Here is a 15,985-nt window from a genome sequence, read left to right as displayed (position 1 = left end):
TCACGCGGGGGCTTTTTTTATCATTGGAAAATATCAGTGAGAATCAAACACCCGCTTTCGTTTTATCGCTCTTCACCATGCTGTTTTTTAACTTGCCGATAAGCTCGCGGCGAAAATCACCCAGTTTTGGCTTATCGCCATCCAGCCATGGTAATGGACGGCAGAGTTCCATGGTTTTGATACCCAGACGGGCAGTCAGCAATCCGGCACCGATACCTTGCGCCGCACGGGCGGAAAGACGCGCCGCCAGATCCTGCGACATCCAGTCCATACCGACTTCACGCACCAGCTCGGACGCGCCGGCAAATGCCATATTCAGCAGCACCAGGCGGAACAAACGGATGCGGCTGTAATAACCCAGTTCAATGCCGTACAGCACGGCGATGCGGTTGACCAGACGCAGATTGCGCCAGGCGATAAAGGCCATATCCACCAGCGCCAGCGGGCTGACGGCGATCATCAGCGCCGATTCGGCTGCCGAATGGCTGATTTCACGCCGTGCCTGTGCGTCGAGCACCGGCTGAACTAACCGCGCGTAAAGCTCGACCACTTCACGGTCATTCTGCGTTTCGTGCAATGACGCCTTCCAGCGTTGTAATGCCGGGTGGCTGTCATCCAGTCCGGCCTGCGCTGCCAGTTTTTCGCAAAATGCGCGCCCCTGCCCTAAACCATGACTGTGCATTAATTCACGTGCCTCATCACGCTCATCGGCGCGCTGACGCAGGCGGTACAAGCGCCGCCATTCGGTAGCCACCGAACCGACACCGGCGAGGATAATCAGCCCGCCCGCCGTGCAGGCACCCAGTGCCACCCAGTCCTGCTGGATCCACGCCTCGTGAACCCATTGCACGCCCTGCGCGACCACGCTGATCCCCAGCACCGCCACGCCCAACCGCACAATTTTACCCCACAAACTGCGGCGCGGTTTCAGCGCACGGTTAAGCACCGCTTCGGCTTCGCCTTCTTCCTGCTGTTCATCGGTTTCAGCAGTGACCGGAATAAAACGTTCTGAAATCTGTTCGTCAAACGCCAGTGCCGGTTTGATCACCGGTTCGGCCGGGGCTTTTAATTCCGTTTCAAAATCGATACGCGGTCTTATTGGTTCGCTCATCGCATTTTATCTCCCAGTAAAAACTCCATCACCGCGTCCAGACGGATGTGCGGCAACGGCGTATCCACGCTCATTTCACGCGGACGAAACTCGTCAAAATGGAATCCCTGTTTTTGCCAGAACGCATGTCCCGGCAGACGCGCAGGCACCTCGCCGGGGAACACCGTCAGCGGCGCGCCATCCTGCAACCGGTGGCCTTTCAGCGCGGGCAAGCTTTGCCCCTGATATTCCACCATGCCAGTTTCCGTCGCCTGAACCGACGCCAGACCGGCGCAGTCCATGCTGATGCCTTCGAAAGCGGCGTTCTGCCAGGCTTCCTGCACCAGTTGCTGCAACAGAGACACCAGACTGGCGTGCTGATCGCCGGTGATGTGGTCGGCTTTAGTGGCGGCAAACATCAGTTTGTCGATGCACGGATTAAACAAACGGCGGAACAACGTGCGTTTGCCGTAATGGAAACTTTGCATCAGTTGCGTCAGCGCGAGGCGCATATCGTTGAAAGCCTGCGGACCGCTGTTGAGCGGTTGCAGACAATCCACCAGCACAATCTGGCGGTCAAATTTCACAAAGTGATCTTTGTAAAAACCCTTCACGATGTGCTGGCAGTAATAGTCGAAACGCGCACGCAGCATACCGAGATTGCTGGTTTTATCCGCCTGCGCCAGTTGCGCATCGGAATAGCGGTTTAGCTCCGGCCACGGGAAGAATTGCAGCGCGGGCGCACCGGCCATATCTCCCGGCAGAACAAAACGTCCCGGCTGGATAAAGTGCAAACCTTCGGTTTTGCAGCGCACCAGATAATCGGTGTAGGCCTGTGAAATCATGCCCAGCAGATTTTCATCCGCCGGTGCCAGCGGATCGCATTGTTCGCACAGCGTCAGCCACGGCTTCGCCCATTCTGCACGATCACCCTGCAACAGCCCCGCCATCTGGCGTGACCAGTCGAGATAGTTTTGTTCCAGCATCGGCAAATCCAGCAGCCATTCACCGGGATAATCGACAATCTCCAGATACAACGTGGAGGTATCTTTGAAGTGACGCAGCAGGGAATCGTTGGAACGGTAACGCAATGCCAGGCGAATTTCGCTGACACCACGGGTTGGCGTTGGCCACGCGGGTGGCGTGCCATAAAGCGACGCAAGCCCTTCATCATAGGCAAAGCGCGACACGCCCAGATCACGCTGGGGAACGCGCTTCACGCCGAGCAGACGTTCCTCACGGGCAGCCGAAAACAGCGGTAAACGTGCGCCGCTGTGCATATGTAAAAACTGGTTAACGAAGGCGGTGATGAAAGCGGTTTTTCCGCTGCGGCTTAAACCGGTGACGGCCAGCCGCAGATGCCTGTCCATGCCGCGATTGATCAGTGAATTAAACTCATCTTGTAGTCTTTTCATTGCTCTCCCTGGCGTAGCGCCCAAACAGCGCGGTAAGAATACGTTTGAATAACGGTTCTAATAATAGTGCTAAAACATACCGAAGTGGCCCTTTTCCCACCACGCCCAGCACGCGTGCTGCCAGTCCGGCAGGACCGAAAGTGAGCGCCAGCGTCAGCGCGATGTTCAGTATTTTCGAAAACAGGCTGCGCTTACCCGGCAGCGAGGAATTCAGGTAACGGGTCATAAAGATTCCTTAAGCGGGAGGTGAGAAAGAAAATAGCAGCCGGAGCAACGTCCGGCAGCCAGAGGCAAAGTGGTTGATAAGAATTGCAGGTAAAGAATTAAAGCTGACGGAACCGGCTGCGTACGCCAAAAGTTTCCGAGGTGACGTAGCGCTCTACCTGACGTAAACGCTGTTCGCTGGCCTTCAGTTCGCGGTCAGCTTCTTCCAGCAAGTTACGCGGCGAGGGTGCATTTTCATCTTCATATTCGCTGGCCGGTACCGGATCCAGCACGTAGCTGAGAATAATGTACGCCACGACGGTGAACATGAATAAACCGAAGAAAATCGACAGCACGGCCATGATTCGCAGCAGTTTTACCGGCACGCCCAGATAGTGCGCCAGCCCGGCCAGTACGCCTTTAATCACGCCCTCTTCCGGCACGCGATAGAGTTTTTTCTCAGACAGACGGGTCGCCATTATGATTGCCTCCAGCCCGGATGTTCGGCGTCGAGAATTTCTTCCAGCGCCTGAATACGTTCGCGCATACGTTGCGCTTCATGGGTCAGACTGGTGAGATTTTGCATCTCATGCTGACTAAGCTGACTGCCATTTTGCTGGCGATTGCTGTAGTGAAGCCACAACCAGACGGGCGCCACGAATAAAACAAAAATGGTCAGCGGAATAGCTAAAAACAGGAAGCTCATTGTCTCTCCTTATGAGTCTTTTTTATTACCGGTTACGGCGTTTATCCTGCAACAACCTGCCTGCGAACAGGCAGGTTTAATGGCAAACATTATGCGTCCTGGTTGCCGTTCATTTTAGCTTTCAGGGCAGCAATCTGTGCGCTAATTTCATCGTCAGCTTTCAGTTCAGCAAATTGCTGATCCAGCGATTTCTTTTTGCCAATGCTGACGCTTTCGGCTTCCGCTTCCATATGGTCGATGCGGCGTTCGAACTGCTCAAAACGTGCCATCGCTTCATCAATTTTACCGCTGTCGAGCTGACGACGAACGTCACGTGAAGAGGCCGCAGCCTGATGACGTAAGGTCAGCGCCTGCTGACGCGCACGGGTTTCGGTCAGTTTGCTTTCCAGCTCGCCAATTTCTGACTTCATACGATCCAGCGTTTCTTCTACGACAGTCACTTCGTTTTTCAGCGTAGTCACCAGCTCGGACAGTTTTTGCTTTTCAATCAGCGCCGCACGGGCAAGATCGTCTTTATCTTTGCGCAGCGCCAGTTCGGCTTTGTCCTGCCATTCATTTTGCTGGGCTTCACCCTGATCGATACGACGGATCAGCTGTTTCTTTTCTGCCAGTGCACGGGCGGAGGTCGAACGCAGTTCCACCAGCGTGTCTTCCATTTCCTGAATCATCAGACGAACCAGTTTTTGCGGATCTTCAGCTTTATCCAGCAAAGTGTTGATGTTGGCGTTAATGATGTCAGCGAAGCGAGAAAAAATACCCATAATCGAAATTCCTCTTTGTTTCTGTTTGGTTTCCGGCCAAATGATTACCGGTCAAATCCGCAGAAAACTTTTCAACTGCGGCGATAAACCTATATCAGGATCCGTGCCAACTTTTTAAAAACATTATCTCTCTGAATAAATTGAATTTTTTAATTGCGTCTCTGCTATGCTTGTTTTTAGAGATGATTATTTTCACTAAGAGTTAGTGTGTTTCACCACACAAGGAATGCCAAATGACGGATAACACAGACAATTTGCTCGGCGAAGCCAACGCCTTTATTGAAGTGCTGGAACAGGTCTCACAACTGGCGAAGCTGAACAAGCCGGTGCTGGTCACCGGCGAACGCGGCAGCGGTAAAGAACTGATCGCGCACCGTCTGCATTATCTGTCGCCCCGCTGGCAGGGGCCGTTTATTTCGCTCAACTGTGCGGCGCTCAATGAAAACCTGCTCGATTCCGAGCTGTTCGGCCACGAAGCGGGCGCATTTACCGGCGCGCAGAAACGCCACCTCGGGCGGTTTGAACGTGCGGACGGCGGCACGTTATTTCTCGATGAACTGGCGACCGCGCCAATGCTGGTGCAGGAAAAACTGCTGCGCGTGATTGAATACGGCCATCTGGAGCGCGTCGGCGGCAGCCAGCCGTTGCAGGTGGATGTGCGTCTGGTGTGCGCAACTAACGATGATTTACCGCAACTGGCGGCAGAAGGTAAGTTCCGCGCCGACCTGCTCGACCGGCTGGCATTTGATGTGGTGCAGTTGCCGCCGCTGCGCGAACGTCAGCAGGACATCATGTTGCTGGCGGAACATTTCGCCATTCAAATGTGCCGGGAACTTTCGCTGCCTTTATTCCCCGGGTTTACGGAATATGCGCGTGAGACGCTGATGGCCTACCGCTGGCCGGGCAATATCCGCGAGCTGAAAAACGTCGTCGAACGCTCGATGTACCGCCATGGCACCAGCGATTTTCCGCTCGATAACATTATCCTGAATCCGTTTGCACAGCGCACTTCTGCTACGGAGCCCGCAGATACCCGTCAGCACGACAATCTGCCGGCGTTACCGTTAGATCTCAAACAGTGGGTGACGGAACAGGAAAAAAATCTGATTGAACAGGCTTTACGGCAGGCGCGGTTTAATCAGCGCAAGGCAGCCGAACTGCTGAACGTGACGTATCATCAGTTGCGCGGGATGTTAAAGAAGCATGGGATACAGGTGAACGCGCAGGAAGTCCCTGAATGACAGGCAAAAAAAAGCCAGCACCCGAGCTGGCTAAGTAATACTGGAAGCAATGTGAGCAATGTCGTACCTCGCGATTAACGCCCTGGCGGGTCGCCTCTCGTCCGGTGAAAAGAATGATAATGGTTCTCAGTATCGTCTGTAAAGCACTTTGTTGAGAATATTTCTCATTACCACAATGACGTTATGGCTACTTATTGAACACCCTTAACGTCATTAAGGACTACCATTCTGGGAATGGATCGGCCATCGCCACCCAGCTTTCGATGCCTTCCGCCATCTGTTCTTCGCTTAACAGGCACGCATCCAGGCGCCGTATAATCTCTTCTTTATTCAGATGCTGACCGATAAATACCAGCTCCTGACGCATATCGCCGAACGGCTCCACCCATTTTTCCATAATATGTTCGCGGGTCTCCTCGTCCTGAGGCCAGTCACTTTCCGGCAGCGCCCGCCAGAAAATCCCCGCCATACCATAACGCGCAATTCCGCCCGCCTGACTCCATTGCCCGGCAAAACGCGGACGCGTCGCCAGCCAGAAGAAACCTTTCGACCGCAGTAAAGTGCCGCCGCCCCAGTCGCCATGCACCACGCGGTAAAACTTATCCGGATCAAACGGCCTGCGCGCGGTGTAGACAAAGCTGCTGATGCCGTACTCTTCGGTTTCCGGCGTGTGCTCGCCACGCAGCTCTTTCAGCCATCCCGGCGCAAGTTGCGCCTTAGCAAAATCAAAACGGTGCGTATTCAGCACGGCATCAACCGGCAGGCTGCCGGGACAAATCGGGATGATATGCGCATCGGGGTTCAGACTCCGCAGCAGCGCAATCACTTCGCGCTGCTGCTGGCTGTCGAGCAGATCGGTTTTGCTGACCAGCAGTACATTACAGAATTCAATCTGGTCGATGAGTAAATCCGTCACGCTGCGCGTATCGTCATCACCCAGACTTTCACCGGCTTCCTGCACGCTGCGCGCTTCCTGATATTGCTGCATAAAGTTGACGCCATCCACTACGGTCACCAGCGTATCGAGGCGCGCAAACTGCGACAGGCTTTCGCCATTTTCATCCTCAAAGGTGAAGGTTTCTGCCACCGGCAGCGGTTCCGAAATCCCGCTTGATTCAATCAGCAGATAATCAAAACGTCCGGCCTGCGCCAGCTCACGCACGGAAATCAGCAAATCTTCCCGCAGAGTGCAGCAGATGCAACCGTTGCTCATTTCCACCAGTTTTTCCTGCTGGCGGTCGAGGGTAATTTCACTGGCCACCAGCGCGGCGTCAATGTTCACCTCGCTCATGTCATTGACGATCACCGCCACGCGTAATCCCTGGCGGTTATTCAGAATATGGTTGAGAACGGTCGTTTTACCGGCGCCGAGAAAGCCGGACAACACGGTAACGGGGAGTAAGGACATCGTTAACCTCTTTTCGTAGGAAAGTGCAGGAATACTTCGCCTGCGATTATTGTTATAATATAACATAACAATGGCAATCCAAATTCAAGGGTTTTATTTTCAACGACACTTTTTTGTCGAAAACGAACGGTTTTTGCGCGAAGTGCCGCAGGACTACACGCTGATTTGCTCAATGGATTGGGGTACCTCGCAGAGTACGGTACACTTAGGCTATTGCACCTTAACTTTGAAGCCTTTATGCGTCGTCTAACTTTGTGGATGCTTTTACTGAGCGGCTTGTCCACAGCAGTTTTTGCTGAGACTGCCCCAACACACGCCAGCCCGACGGCAGTCACTGCGCCGGTGAAAGATATTCGCCAGAGCGGCTTTGTCTATTGCGTGAACGGCATGGTCAATACCTTTAACCCGCAAAAAGCCAGCAGCGGGCTGATTATCGACACACTTGCCGCGCAGTTATATGACCGTCTGCTGGACGTTGACCCGTATACCTATCGCCTGATCCCCGAACTGGCGCAAAGCTGGGAAGTGCTGGATGACGGTGCGACCTACCGTTTCCATTTGCGTAAAGACGTGCCTTTCCAGAAAACCGGCTGGTTTACGCCGTCGCGCAAAATGAACGCTGATGACGTGTTATTCAGCTTCCAGCGCATCGTGGATCCGAAAAATCACTATCACGCGGTGAACGGCGAGGAATATCCGTATTTCGACAGCCTGCAATTTGCCCGCGCAGTGAAAAGCATCAAAAAACTCGACGACTACACGGTCGAGTTTCGTCTCAATAATCCTGACGCTTCTTTCCTCTGGCATCTTGCAACGCACTACGCGCCGGTGCTTTCGGCGGAATATGCGGCGAATCTCACCAAATCCGGTAATGAAGAAGAAATTGATCGCCAGCCGGTAGGCACAGGCCCGTTCCAGCTGGGGGAATACCGCACGGGTCAGTACGTGCGTCTGGCACGTAACGGGCAATACTGGAAAGGCACGCCGCGTATGTCGCAGGTGGTGATTGATATGGGCGTCGGCGGCACCGGACGTTTGTCAAAATTACTGACCGGCGAATGTGATGTGCTGGCGTATCCTGCGGCCAGCCAGCTGTCGATTTTGCGTGAAGATCCGCGTTTGCGTCTTTCCCTGCGTCCGGGTATGAACGTCGCGTATCTGGCCTTCAATACCAATAAAGCGCCGCTTAACGATCCGCGTATCCGCCAGGCGGTTGCGCTGTCTATCAATAATCAGCGCCTGATGCAGTCGATTTATTACGGCACGGCAGAAACCGCCGCATCGATTTTGCCGCGTGCGTCGTGGGCTTATGACAGCAATGCTCAGGTCACGGAATACAATCCTGAAAAAGCGAAGCAAATACTGAAAGATCTCGGTCAGGAGAAACTCAATCTGCATTTGTGGGTACCGACGGCCTCCCAGTCATTTAACCCAAGTCCGCTAAAAACTGCCGAACTGATCCAGGCCGATTTAGCGCAGGTCGGGATTAAAGTGACCATTGTGCCGGTCGAAGGGCGTTTCCAGGAAGCGAAGCTGATGGAAATGAACCACGATTTGACGCTCACAGGCTGGTCAACGGACAGTAACGATCCCGACAGTTTCTTCCGCCCGATGCTCAGTTGTGCGGCGATCCACTCGCAGACAAACTATGCTCACTGGTGTAACCCTGAATTTGATGAATTGCTGCGTCAGGGGCTTTTGTCACAGCAACTTTCACAGCGCATTGAGTTTTATCAGCAGGCGCAAAAAATCCTTGAGCAGCAACTGCCGGTGTTACCGCTGGCCTCTTCCCTGCGGCTTCAGGCTTACCGTTACGACATCAAAGGACTGGTACTGAGCCCGTTTGGCAACTCCTCGTTTGCTGGCGTATTCCGTGAAGATGAGAAAAGCAGCGAGGATGAAAAAAGTCGTGATGAAGGAAGGAAAGCCCCATGATTATCTTCACGTTACGTCGCATATTGCTGCTGATCGCCACGCTGTTCTTTCTCAGCCTGGTGGCGTTCAGCCTGAGCTATTTTACGCCCAACGCGCCGTTGCGCGGTGCGTCATTATGGGATGCTTACCGTTTCTATTTTATGGGCATCTGCCAGTTTGATTTTGGCGTGTCGAGTATTAACGGCGAAAGTATTACCTATCAGCTCAAGGCCGTATTCCCGGCGACCATGGAACTGTGCGTGCTGGCTTTTGCGCTGGCGTTAATAGTGGGAATTCCGCTGGGTATTCTGGCGGGTGTCATGCGCGGGAAATGGCCGGATGTGGCGATCAGCAGCCTTGCCCTGCTCGGCTTTTCCATTCCGGTATTCTGGCTGGCCGTATTGCTGATGCTGTTCTTCTCGATGCAACTCGGCTGGTTGCCGGTATCCGGTCGCCTTGATTTACTCTATCAGCTGAAAACCGTTACCGGCCTGACGCTGGTGGATGCGTGGCTGTCAGATTCACCTTATCGCCATGAGATGATCATGAGTGCCATCCGCCATATGATTTTGCCGATTGCTGCGCTGGCCGTTGCGCCGACGACGGAAGTTATCCGTCTGATGCGAATTTCCACCGACGATGTGCTGGCGAAAAACTACGTGAAAGCCGCCGCCACGCGCGGTTTGTCACGGTTTACGATTATCCGCCGTCATGTGCTGCACAACGCGCTGCCGCCAATCATTCCTAAGCTCGGTCTGCAATTTTCAACCATGCTGACGCTGGCGATGATCACTGAAGTGGTCTTTAACTGGCCGGGGATTGGCCGCTGGCTGATTAATGCTATCCGCCAGCAGGACTACGCCGCGATTTCCGCAGGCGTGATGGTGGTCGGATCGCTGGTGATTGTGGTTAACGTGCTTTCTGACATTCTCGGTGCATTGATGAATCCATTGAAACATAAGGAATGGTATGCCCTTCGATAATGTATACCGCGAAAAACAAGTACCCAGTCCGCTGCGCCACACGTGGGGGATTTTCTATCGCGACACGCTGTCAATGATCGGCTTTTATGGCGTGCTCGGATTGTTGTTTTTGTGTATTTTCGGCCATCTGCTGGCGCCTTACGCGCTCGACCAGCAATTTCTCGGCTACCAGTTGCTGCCGCCTTCATGGTCGCGCTACGGCAACGTGTCATTCTTCCTCGGCACGGACGATCTGGGGCGGGATTTACTCAGCCGGATGTTAACAGGTGCGGCACCGACTATCGGTGGTGCGCTGGTGATTACCCTCGCGGCCTCGCTGTGTGGCGTTATTATTGGCGTGCTGGCGGGGATCACCCGCGGGCTGAAATCAGCCATTCTTAACCATATTCTGGATACGCTGCTTTCGATCCCTTCCCTGCTGCTGGCGATTGTAGTGGTGGCCTTTATCGGCCCGAAACTCGAGCACGCGATGCTGGCCGTCTGGCTGGCGCTGTTGCCACGCATTTCACGCACCATTTACAGCGCGGTACATGACGAGCTGGAAAAAGAATATGTGGTTGCGGTACGTCTTGACGGCGCATCGACGTGGCAGATTCTGCGTTATGCCGTATTGCCCAATATTGTGGCGGTGCTGGCAACTGAATTTACCCGCGCCTTGTCGATGGCGATTCTGGATATTGCCGCACTAGGCTTTCTGGATTTGGGCGCACAATTACCTTCTCCGGAATGGGGAGCTATGCTCGGTGATTCACTTGAACTGGTGTATGTCGCGCCGTGGACCGTCATGCTGCCGGGTGCCGCCATTCTCATCAGCGTGTTGCTGATCAACCTGCTGGGTGACGGTGTGCGTCGGGCGATTAATGCGGGAGTGGAATAATGCCTTTACTCGATATCCGCAATCTGACCATTGAATTTATGACTGCCGACGGGCCGGTCAAAGCGGTTGACCGCGTCAGCATGACGCTGAATGCCGGTGAAATCCGCGGGCTGGTGGGTGAATCTGGTTCAGGCAAAAGCCTGATTGCCAAAGCTATCTGCGGCGTAACCAAAGATAACTGGCGCGTGACGGCAGACCGTATGCGCTTTGATAACATCGACCTGTTGCAGCTGTCGCCACGCGAGCGACGCAAACTGGTCGGGCAAAACGTGTCGATGATTTTTCAGGAGCCACAATCCTGTCTCGATCCTTCCGAGAGTATTGGCCGTCAGTTAATTCAGGCGATCCCCGGCTGGACCTATAAAGGCCGCTGGTATCAGCGCTGGAAGTGGCGCAAAAAACGCGCCATTGAGCTGCTGCACCGCGTGGGGATTAAAGATCACAAAGACATCATGGCCAGTTATCCGTACGAACTGACTGAAGGTGAATGCCAGAAAGTGATGATCGCCATTGCCCTGGCGAATCAGCCGCGTTTACTGATTGCCGATGAGCCCACAAATGCCATGGAGCCGACCACACAGGCACAGATTTTCCGCCTGCTGTCCCGGCTGAATCAGAACAATAACACCACGATTTTGCTGATCAGCCACGACCTGCAAATGATGAGTAAATGGGCGAACCGCATAAACGTATTGTATTGCGGTCAGACCGTTGAGAGCGCGGCGTGTGAAGAACTGCTGTCTGCACCGCATCATCCTTACACGCAGGCACTGATCCGCGCGATGCCTGATTTTGGCCGTTCCCTGCCACATAAAAGCCGGCTGAATACGCTGCCGGGGGCGATTCCTTCTCTGGAACATCTGCCGATCGGCTGTCGTCTGGGGCCACGCTGCCCTTACGCGCAGAAAAAATGCATCGAAACGCCGCGCCTGCGTCTGGCAAAAACACATGCTTACGCCTGCCACTTCCCGCTGAACATGGAGGAGCAATAATGGGTGAAACCCTGCTCGAAGTCCGTAATCTGAGCAAAACGTTCCGTTATCGCACCGGTTTGTTCCGCAGGATGAATCTGGATGCGGTTAAACCGGTCAGCTTTACCCTGCGTGAAAAACAAACGCTGGCGATCATCGGTGAAAACGGCTCAGGGAAATCGACACTGGCGAAAATGCTCTCCGGCATGGTTGAACCAAGCGGCGGCGAAATTCTGATTGATGATCATCCCCTGGCGTTTCGCGATTACCGTTTCCGCAGCCAGCAAATCCGTATGATTTTTCAGGATCCCAGCACATCGCTCAATCCACGTCAGAGAATTGGTCAGTTGCTCGAAGCGCCATTACGCCTCAACAGTGAAATGGACGCGCAGCAGCGTGAACAACGCATCAACCAGACCCTGCGGCTGGTCGGTATGCTGCCGGACCACGCGAATTATTATCCGCACATGCTGGCGTCCGGTCAGAAGCAGAGCATTGCCCTGGCGCGCGCACTGATCCTGCAACCCAAAGTGATTGTTGCCGATGAAGCGCTGGCGTCTCTGGATATGTCCATGCGTTCGCAAATCATCAACATGATGCTGGAGTTGCAGGAAAAACAAGGCATTTCATACATCTATGTCACCCAGCACCTTGGCATGATGAAACACATCAGTGATCAGGTTTTGGTGATGCATGAAGGTGAAGTGGTCGAGCGCGGCAATACTGCCGAAGTGCTGGCCGCACCGCTGCATGACCTGACTAAAAGGCTGATCGCCAGTCACTTTGGTGAAGCACTCACGGCAGATGCCTGGCGACGCGATGGAAATTAGCGCCTAGCAGAAGCGGCGATTAACTGACTGAATAGTAAACGGTGCCTTAAACGGGCGCCGTTTTTTATCTTTGCAATCGGATAAATTGCCGATGAAATTCGCGACCAAACCCGTTCCTCTGGCATATTTGCCGTTTTCTATTCCTTTTAGATATGATTTATCGCTTAACATTATTTTATATCGACAACAGTATCGGCAAGGATAGGGTCTGATAATTTGCCTGGATGCCAGGCTTGAAGCAAAGGACCCGTTCATGGAACAACAACGCAAGGCCGCGCACAGCGGCTGGTATCATGAAACACAATCCAGCCAGTATGGTCACCTGCCGCTTGATCCCCATGCTGCGTTAGTTCAGGATCGCTTTCTGCTCGGGCTGGATAATCAGCTTGATCCGACACTTCGCCAGCTGCTCAACGAACGCCAGAAACTTCTGCGTGCTTCCCGCGCCTGCTACGAGTTGCTTTTCCCGGATAATCTCAGCGTATCGCGTACAGAAACGCTTTCTTTATATGACCGTCTGAGCAGTGCGCTGACCGTTGCGCAGGTGACCGGCGTACAATCACTTTGTAGCCACTACGCCGCCCGCCTCGCCCCGCTCTCCAGCCCTGATGCCTCCCGTGAAAGTAATATCCGCCAGACTCATATCACTCAGTTCGCCCGGTTACTCGCCACTCAGCCTACGCTTATCACGCTGTCCATGCTGGATCAGCTCAGCCACGTCGGATTCAGTACGCGGGATATTGTGACATTTACGCAGCTGATCGGTTTTGTCAGTTATCAGGCGCGAGTGCTGGCCGTTGTGAATGGTCTACGCGGGCGTGCCGCCGCCGTGCTCCCCGGCTTCCCTGCGCCTGAAGGCTGCGAGCAGAAAGGATTTTCTCTGGCCATGCTGCAATGGAAATCAAGGCTGCCGGAAGTGGCACCAGAAACTGCCAGCAAGCATCAGCAGGATGTTCTGGATTTGATCGCGCCCGATGCGCGGTCTTCATCTTTTTATACGCTGCTGGTGCATGACGCCGACGCGCTGAGTGAATTCTCAGCCGTCTTTAATCACGTGATGCAGGCCGGTGAGCGCCCGAAAGCGGCCTGGCGTGAACTGTCTGCCGTGGCGACCTCGCAGTTAAATGGCTGCCTGTATTGCGCAGGGATCCACGGTCGTCTGTATCTGGAAGCTAACGGCAACGAAGCCATTATCGGTTCCCTGTTCGAAGAAAATCATCGCGACGATGCAGTTGATGCATTGTCGAAAACGCTGTCCGACAGAAAAGAAGCCGCACTGCTGGATGCCGTTATTACGCTGACCCGCACACCGGAACGTTTTGATGCACGCCAGTTGCACGGATTATCAGATGCCGGTTATTCGGCAACACAATCTCTGGATATCCTGCTGACTGCCGCGCTGTTCAGCTGGTCAAACCGTCTGATCCAGACGCTGGGAGATACCCTGAACCGGTAAGCCCAGTCCGCGATTACCTTCATGCTGTTCCGTTTCAGTCCGGCAGGATTTTCCCCTGCCGGACAAGCCAAATGTAAATACCCCCGCCCCCTAACCGCCACAAGTCGTACTAATCTTATTTTCAATCGGAAATTTAGTGTTAAAACGGGATGCAGATCACACTAGACTATGCATCGTTCTGAATACCTGCGCAGCGTTGTTTTTCCGTTTCATAAAACCCCGTAAATAGCGTCACAATCCAGACGTATTCACTGTTTATTCACCGCTGAATGGGTGAATAATCCAGTTAAGACTTTTTCAGAAAAACAATAACAATTTTAGAATGTGGAATATTATTTATACAACATATTCACATCGTCTATTTAGAAAACATAAACGTTAATTCTGCATAACATTTCGAACACAGTTTAATCAGGCCGGATAAGTTAAATGTAACGGCATATGTCAAACTCCTTGCCTCATTTACGAAGATAGTGAACATTACCAGCCGTCATCCCATCTTATAACAATGCAAAGGGTGCTTATTTCGCGCCACTTATGCGTTTCTGCTCTATCACAGGCAGAAGGAATAAACAGAGGTACGAGTGTCAACTGCAAACAAAACACCCAATAATGAAAGCGTGAGTCTGAACGCCTTCAAACAGCCAAAAGCGTTTTATCTGATCTTCTCCATCGAATTGTGGGAACGTTTCGGTTATTACGGCCTGCAAGGGATCATGGCAGTTTACCTGGTCAAAATGCTTGGCCTGAGTGAAGCTGACTCCATCACCCTGTTCTCCTCTTTCAGTGCGCTGGTTTACGGCTTCGTGGCCATCGGCGGCTGGTTAGGGGATAAAGTTCTGGGCTCAAAACGCGTGATCGTGCTCGGCGCGATAGTTCTGGCGTTAGGTTATTCCTTCGTTGCCTATTCCGGCCACGAAGTGTTCTGGGTTTATCTGGGTATGGCGACTATCGCCGTCGGTAGTGGCTTGTTTAAAGCAAATCCATCCTCATTGCTTTCTACCTGCTACGAAAAAGATGACCCGCGTCTTGATGGCGCTTTCACCATGTATTACATGTCGGTCAATATCGGCTCTTTCTTCTCCATGCTGGCAACGCCATGGCTTGCCGCGCAGTATGGCTGGAGCGTCGCGTTCTCTCTGAGCGTAGTCGGTATGCTGATCACCATCGTGAACTTCATGTTCTGCCGCAAATGGGTAAAACGTCAGGGTTCTAAACCAGACTTTGCCCCGCTGCAGTTCAAAAAGCTGCTGATGGTTCTGGTCGGTGTGGTTGCACTGGTCTTCCTGTCCAGCTGGTTGCTGCATAACCAAACTATCGCACGTATGGTTCTGGGCGTGGTTTCTGTGGGTATCATTATTGTCTTTGCGAAAGAAACCTTCTCTATGAAGGGTATTGCCCGTCGTAAGATGATTGTGGCGTTCCTGCTGATGATGGAAGCCGTCGTGTTCTTCGTGCTGTACAGCCAGATGCCGACGTCCCTGAACTTCTTTGCTATTCACAACGTCGGCCATGACCTGCTGGGTATCAGCTTCCAGCCTGAGCAGTTCCAGGCTCTGAACCCATTCTGGATCATGGTTGCCAGCCCGATTCTGGCCGCTGTTTACACCAAAGTAGGCGACCGTATGCCTATGCCGCACAAGTTTGCCATTGGTATGGTGTTGTGTTCAGGCGCGTTCCTGGTTCTGCCATGGGGTGCAAGTCTGGCTAATGAACAGGGTATCGTTTCTGTTAACTGGCTGGTGCTGAGCTATGCACTGCAAAGTATCGGTGAGCTGATGATTTCCGGTCTGGGTCTGGCGATGGTTGCACAGCTGGTACCGCAGCGTCTGATGGGCTTCATCATGGGCGCATGGTTCCTGACTACCGCAGCAGCGGCGATTATCGCGGGCTATGTGGCGAACCTGACGGCAGTGCCTTCAGACATTGAAGACGCGCACGCCTCTCTGGCAATTTACAGCCACGTGTTCCTGCAGATTGGTATTGCGACCGCTGTGATTGCTGTGCTGATGCTGGTCACTGCATCTAAGCTGCACCGCATGACGCTGGATCGCGACACTGACGAAAAGCAACCTGAACTGGCTTCTGCTGCTCAGTAAACGCAGAACGTCTTTTCGATGGTTGACGAA

General features: G+C 53.3%; 15 protein-coding genes. 8 read left to right on the top strand and 7 right to left on the bottom strand.

What is annotated here, in order from left to right; translation table 11 throughout:
• Positions 1–43: 43 nt before the first annotated feature.
• The 6 genes from ACJY2G_RS19645 to pspA all read right to left on the bottom strand — a co-directional run bounded on the left by ACJY2G_RS19645 (position 44) and on the right by pspA (position 4,176).
• A complete protein-coding gene (locus ACJY2G_RS19645; protein WP_430319795.1) occupies positions 44–1,111 on the bottom strand; it encodes a TIGR01620 family protein in 1,068 nt (355 codons plus the stop codon).
• Positions 1,108–2,505 carry a YcjX family protein gene (locus ACJY2G_RS19640; RefSeq protein ID WP_430319796.1) on the bottom strand — a complete coding sequence of 466 codons (1,398 nt, stop codon included), beginning with the start codon at positions 2,503–2,505 and terminating at the stop codon, positions 1,108–1,110. The genes ACJY2G_RS19645 and ACJY2G_RS19640 overlap by 4 nt, the downstream gene beginning before the upstream one ends.
• Positions 2,486–2,731, bottom strand: a complete 246-nt coding sequence (locus ACJY2G_RS19635) for a phage shock protein PspD (protein ID WP_120161818.1) — start codon at positions 2,729–2,731, stop codon at positions 2,486–2,488. Before ACJY2G_RS19635 ends, ACJY2G_RS19640 begins: the two co-directional genes overlap by 20 nt.
• A 97-nt stretch (positions 2,732–2,828) precedes the next feature.
• Complete coding sequence (pspC, locus tag ACJY2G_RS19630; RefSeq protein WP_120161817.1) at positions 2,829–3,188, bottom strand: envelope stress response membrane protein PspC; 360 nt, start codon at positions 3,186–3,188, stop codon at positions 2,829–2,831.
• Positions 3,188–3,415 carry an envelope stress response membrane protein PspB gene (gene pspB, locus ACJY2G_RS19625; protein WP_013576050.1) on the bottom strand — a complete coding sequence of 76 codons (228 nt, stop codon included), beginning with the start codon at positions 3,413–3,415 and terminating at the stop codon, positions 3,188–3,190. Before pspB ends, pspC begins: the two co-directional genes overlap by 1 nt.
• An 89-nt stretch (positions 3,416–3,504) precedes the next feature.
• Positions 3,505–4,176, bottom strand: a complete 672-nt coding sequence (pspA, locus tag ACJY2G_RS19620) for a phage shock protein PspA (RefSeq protein WP_112287897.1) — start codon at positions 4,174–4,176, stop codon at positions 3,505–3,507.
• Positions 4,177–4,409: 233 nt separating this feature from the next.
• Here pspA and pspF point away from each other — a divergent pair, with 233 nt between their 5' ends.
• A complete protein-coding gene (gene pspF, locus ACJY2G_RS19615) occupies positions 4,410–5,417 on the top strand; it encodes a phage shock protein operon transcriptional activator (protein WP_120161816.1) in 1,008 nt (335 codons plus the stop codon).
• 220 nt (positions 5,418–5,637) lie between these two features.
• Here the strand turns inward: pspF and zigA are convergent, their stop codons facing one another.
• Positions 5,638–6,825 (bottom strand): zinc metallochaperone GTPase ZigA, encoded by a 1,188-nt coding sequence (gene zigA / locus ACJY2G_RS19610; RefSeq protein WP_430319797.1) that lies wholly within the window; start codon positions 6,823–6,825, stop codon positions 5,638–5,640.
• 237 nt (positions 6,826–7,062) lie between these two features.
• On the opposite strand from zigA, the gene sapA reads away from it, so the two are divergent.
• The 7 genes from sapA to dtpA all read left to right on the top strand — a co-directional run bounded on the left by sapA (position 7,063) and on the right by dtpA (position 15,955).
• The gene (gene sapA, locus ACJY2G_RS19605; RefSeq protein WP_430319798.1) at positions 7,063–8,760 is read left to right on the top strand and encodes an ABC transporter substrate-binding protein SapA; all 1,698 of its coding nucleotides are present in this window, start codon (positions 7,063–7,065) and stop codon (positions 8,758–8,760) included.
• Positions 8,757–9,722 carry a putrescine export ABC transporter permease SapB gene (gene sapB / locus ACJY2G_RS19600; protein WP_129638577.1) on the top strand — a complete coding sequence of 322 codons (966 nt, stop codon included), beginning with the start codon at positions 8,757–8,759 and terminating at the stop codon, positions 9,720–9,722. Before sapA ends, sapB begins: the two co-directional genes overlap by 4 nt.
• Positions 9,709–10,599 (top strand): putrescine export ABC transporter permease SapC, encoded by an 891-nt coding sequence (sapC, locus tag ACJY2G_RS19595; protein WP_112287903.1) that lies wholly within the window; start codon positions 9,709–9,711, stop codon positions 10,597–10,599. The genes sapB and sapC overlap by 14 nt, the downstream gene beginning before the upstream one ends.
• A complete protein-coding gene (sapD, locus tag ACJY2G_RS19590) occupies positions 10,599–11,591 on the top strand; it encodes a putrescine export ABC transporter ATP-binding protein SapD (protein ID WP_112287905.1) in 993 nt (330 codons plus the stop codon). Before sapC ends, sapD begins: the two co-directional genes overlap by 1 nt.
• Entirely contained in the window at positions 11,591–12,400 is an 810-nt protein-coding gene (gene sapF, locus ACJY2G_RS19585) for a putrescine export ABC transporter ATP-binding protein SapF (protein WP_430319799.1), read from the top strand. The genes sapD and sapF overlap by 1 nt, the downstream gene beginning before the upstream one ends.
• Before the next feature lie 253 nt (positions 12,401–12,653).
• A complete protein-coding gene (locus ACJY2G_RS19580) occupies positions 12,654–13,856 on the top strand; it encodes a CMD domain-containing protein (RefSeq protein ID WP_430319800.1) in 1,203 nt (400 codons plus the stop codon).
• 584 nt (positions 13,857–14,440) lie between these two features.
• The gene (gene dtpA, locus ACJY2G_RS19575; RefSeq protein WP_112287910.1) at positions 14,441–15,955 is read left to right on the top strand and encodes a dipeptide/tripeptide permease DtpA; all 1,515 of its coding nucleotides are present in this window, start codon (positions 14,441–14,443) and stop codon (positions 15,953–15,955) included.
• Positions 15,956–15,985 lie beyond the last annotated feature (30 nt).

Origin of the sequence: Rahnella sp. ATs2 (assembly GCF_051851855.1) — a bacterium.
GTDB classification, from domain to species: Bacteria; Pseudomonadota; Gammaproteobacteria; order Enterobacterales; family Enterobacteriaceae; genus Rahnella; species Rahnella variigena.
The sequence above is the reverse complement of the archived record's forward strand: the minus strand, read 5'-3'. Positions and strand labels throughout refer to the sequence as shown.

Coding starts and splice junctions, on each gene's coding strand:
- ACJY2G_RS19645 (WP_430319795.1), bottom strand. CDS start 1,111: ATGAGCGAACCAATAAGACCGCGTATCGATTTTGAAACGGAATTAAAA.
- ACJY2G_RS19640 (WP_430319796.1), bottom strand. CDS start 2,505: ATGAAAAGACTACAAGATGAGTTTAATTCACTGATCAATCGCGGCATG.
- ACJY2G_RS19635 (WP_120161818.1), bottom strand. CDS start 2,731: ATGACCCGTTACCTGAATTCCTCGCTGCCGGGTAAGCGCAGCCTGTTT.
- pspC (WP_120161817.1), bottom strand. CDS start 3,188: ATGGCGACCCGTCTGTCTGAGAAAAAACTCTATCGCGTGCCGGAAGAG.
- pspB (WP_013576050.1), bottom strand. CDS start 3,415: ATGAGCTTCCTGTTTTTAGCTATTCCGCTGACCATTTTTGTTTTATTC.
- pspA (WP_112287897.1), bottom strand. CDS start 4,176: ATGGGTATTTTTTCTCGCTTCGCTGACATCATTAACGCCAACATCAAC.
- pspF (WP_120161816.1), top strand. CDS start 4,410: ATGACGGATAACACAGACAATTTGCTCGGCGAAGCCAACGCCTTTATT.
- zigA (WP_430319797.1), bottom strand. CDS start 6,825: ATGTCCTTACTCCCCGTTACCGTGTTGTCCGGCTTTCTCGGCGCCGGT.
- sapA (WP_430319798.1), top strand. CDS start 7,063: ATGCGTCGTCTAACTTTGTGGATGCTTTTACTGAGCGGCTTGTCCACA.
- sapB (WP_129638577.1), top strand. CDS start 8,757: ATGATTATCTTCACGTTACGTCGCATATTGCTGCTGATCGCCACGCTG.
- sapC (WP_112287903.1), top strand. CDS start 9,709: ATGCCCTTCGATAATGTATACCGCGAAAAACAAGTACCCAGTCCGCTG.
- sapD (WP_112287905.1), top strand. CDS start 10,599: ATGCCTTTACTCGATATCCGCAATCTGACCATTGAATTTATGACTGCC.
- sapF (WP_430319799.1), top strand. CDS start 11,591: ATGGGTGAAACCCTGCTCGAAGTCCGTAATCTGAGCAAAACGTTCCGT.
- ACJY2G_RS19580 (WP_430319800.1), top strand. CDS start 12,654: ATGGAACAACAACGCAAGGCCGCGCACAGCGGCTGGTATCATGAAACA.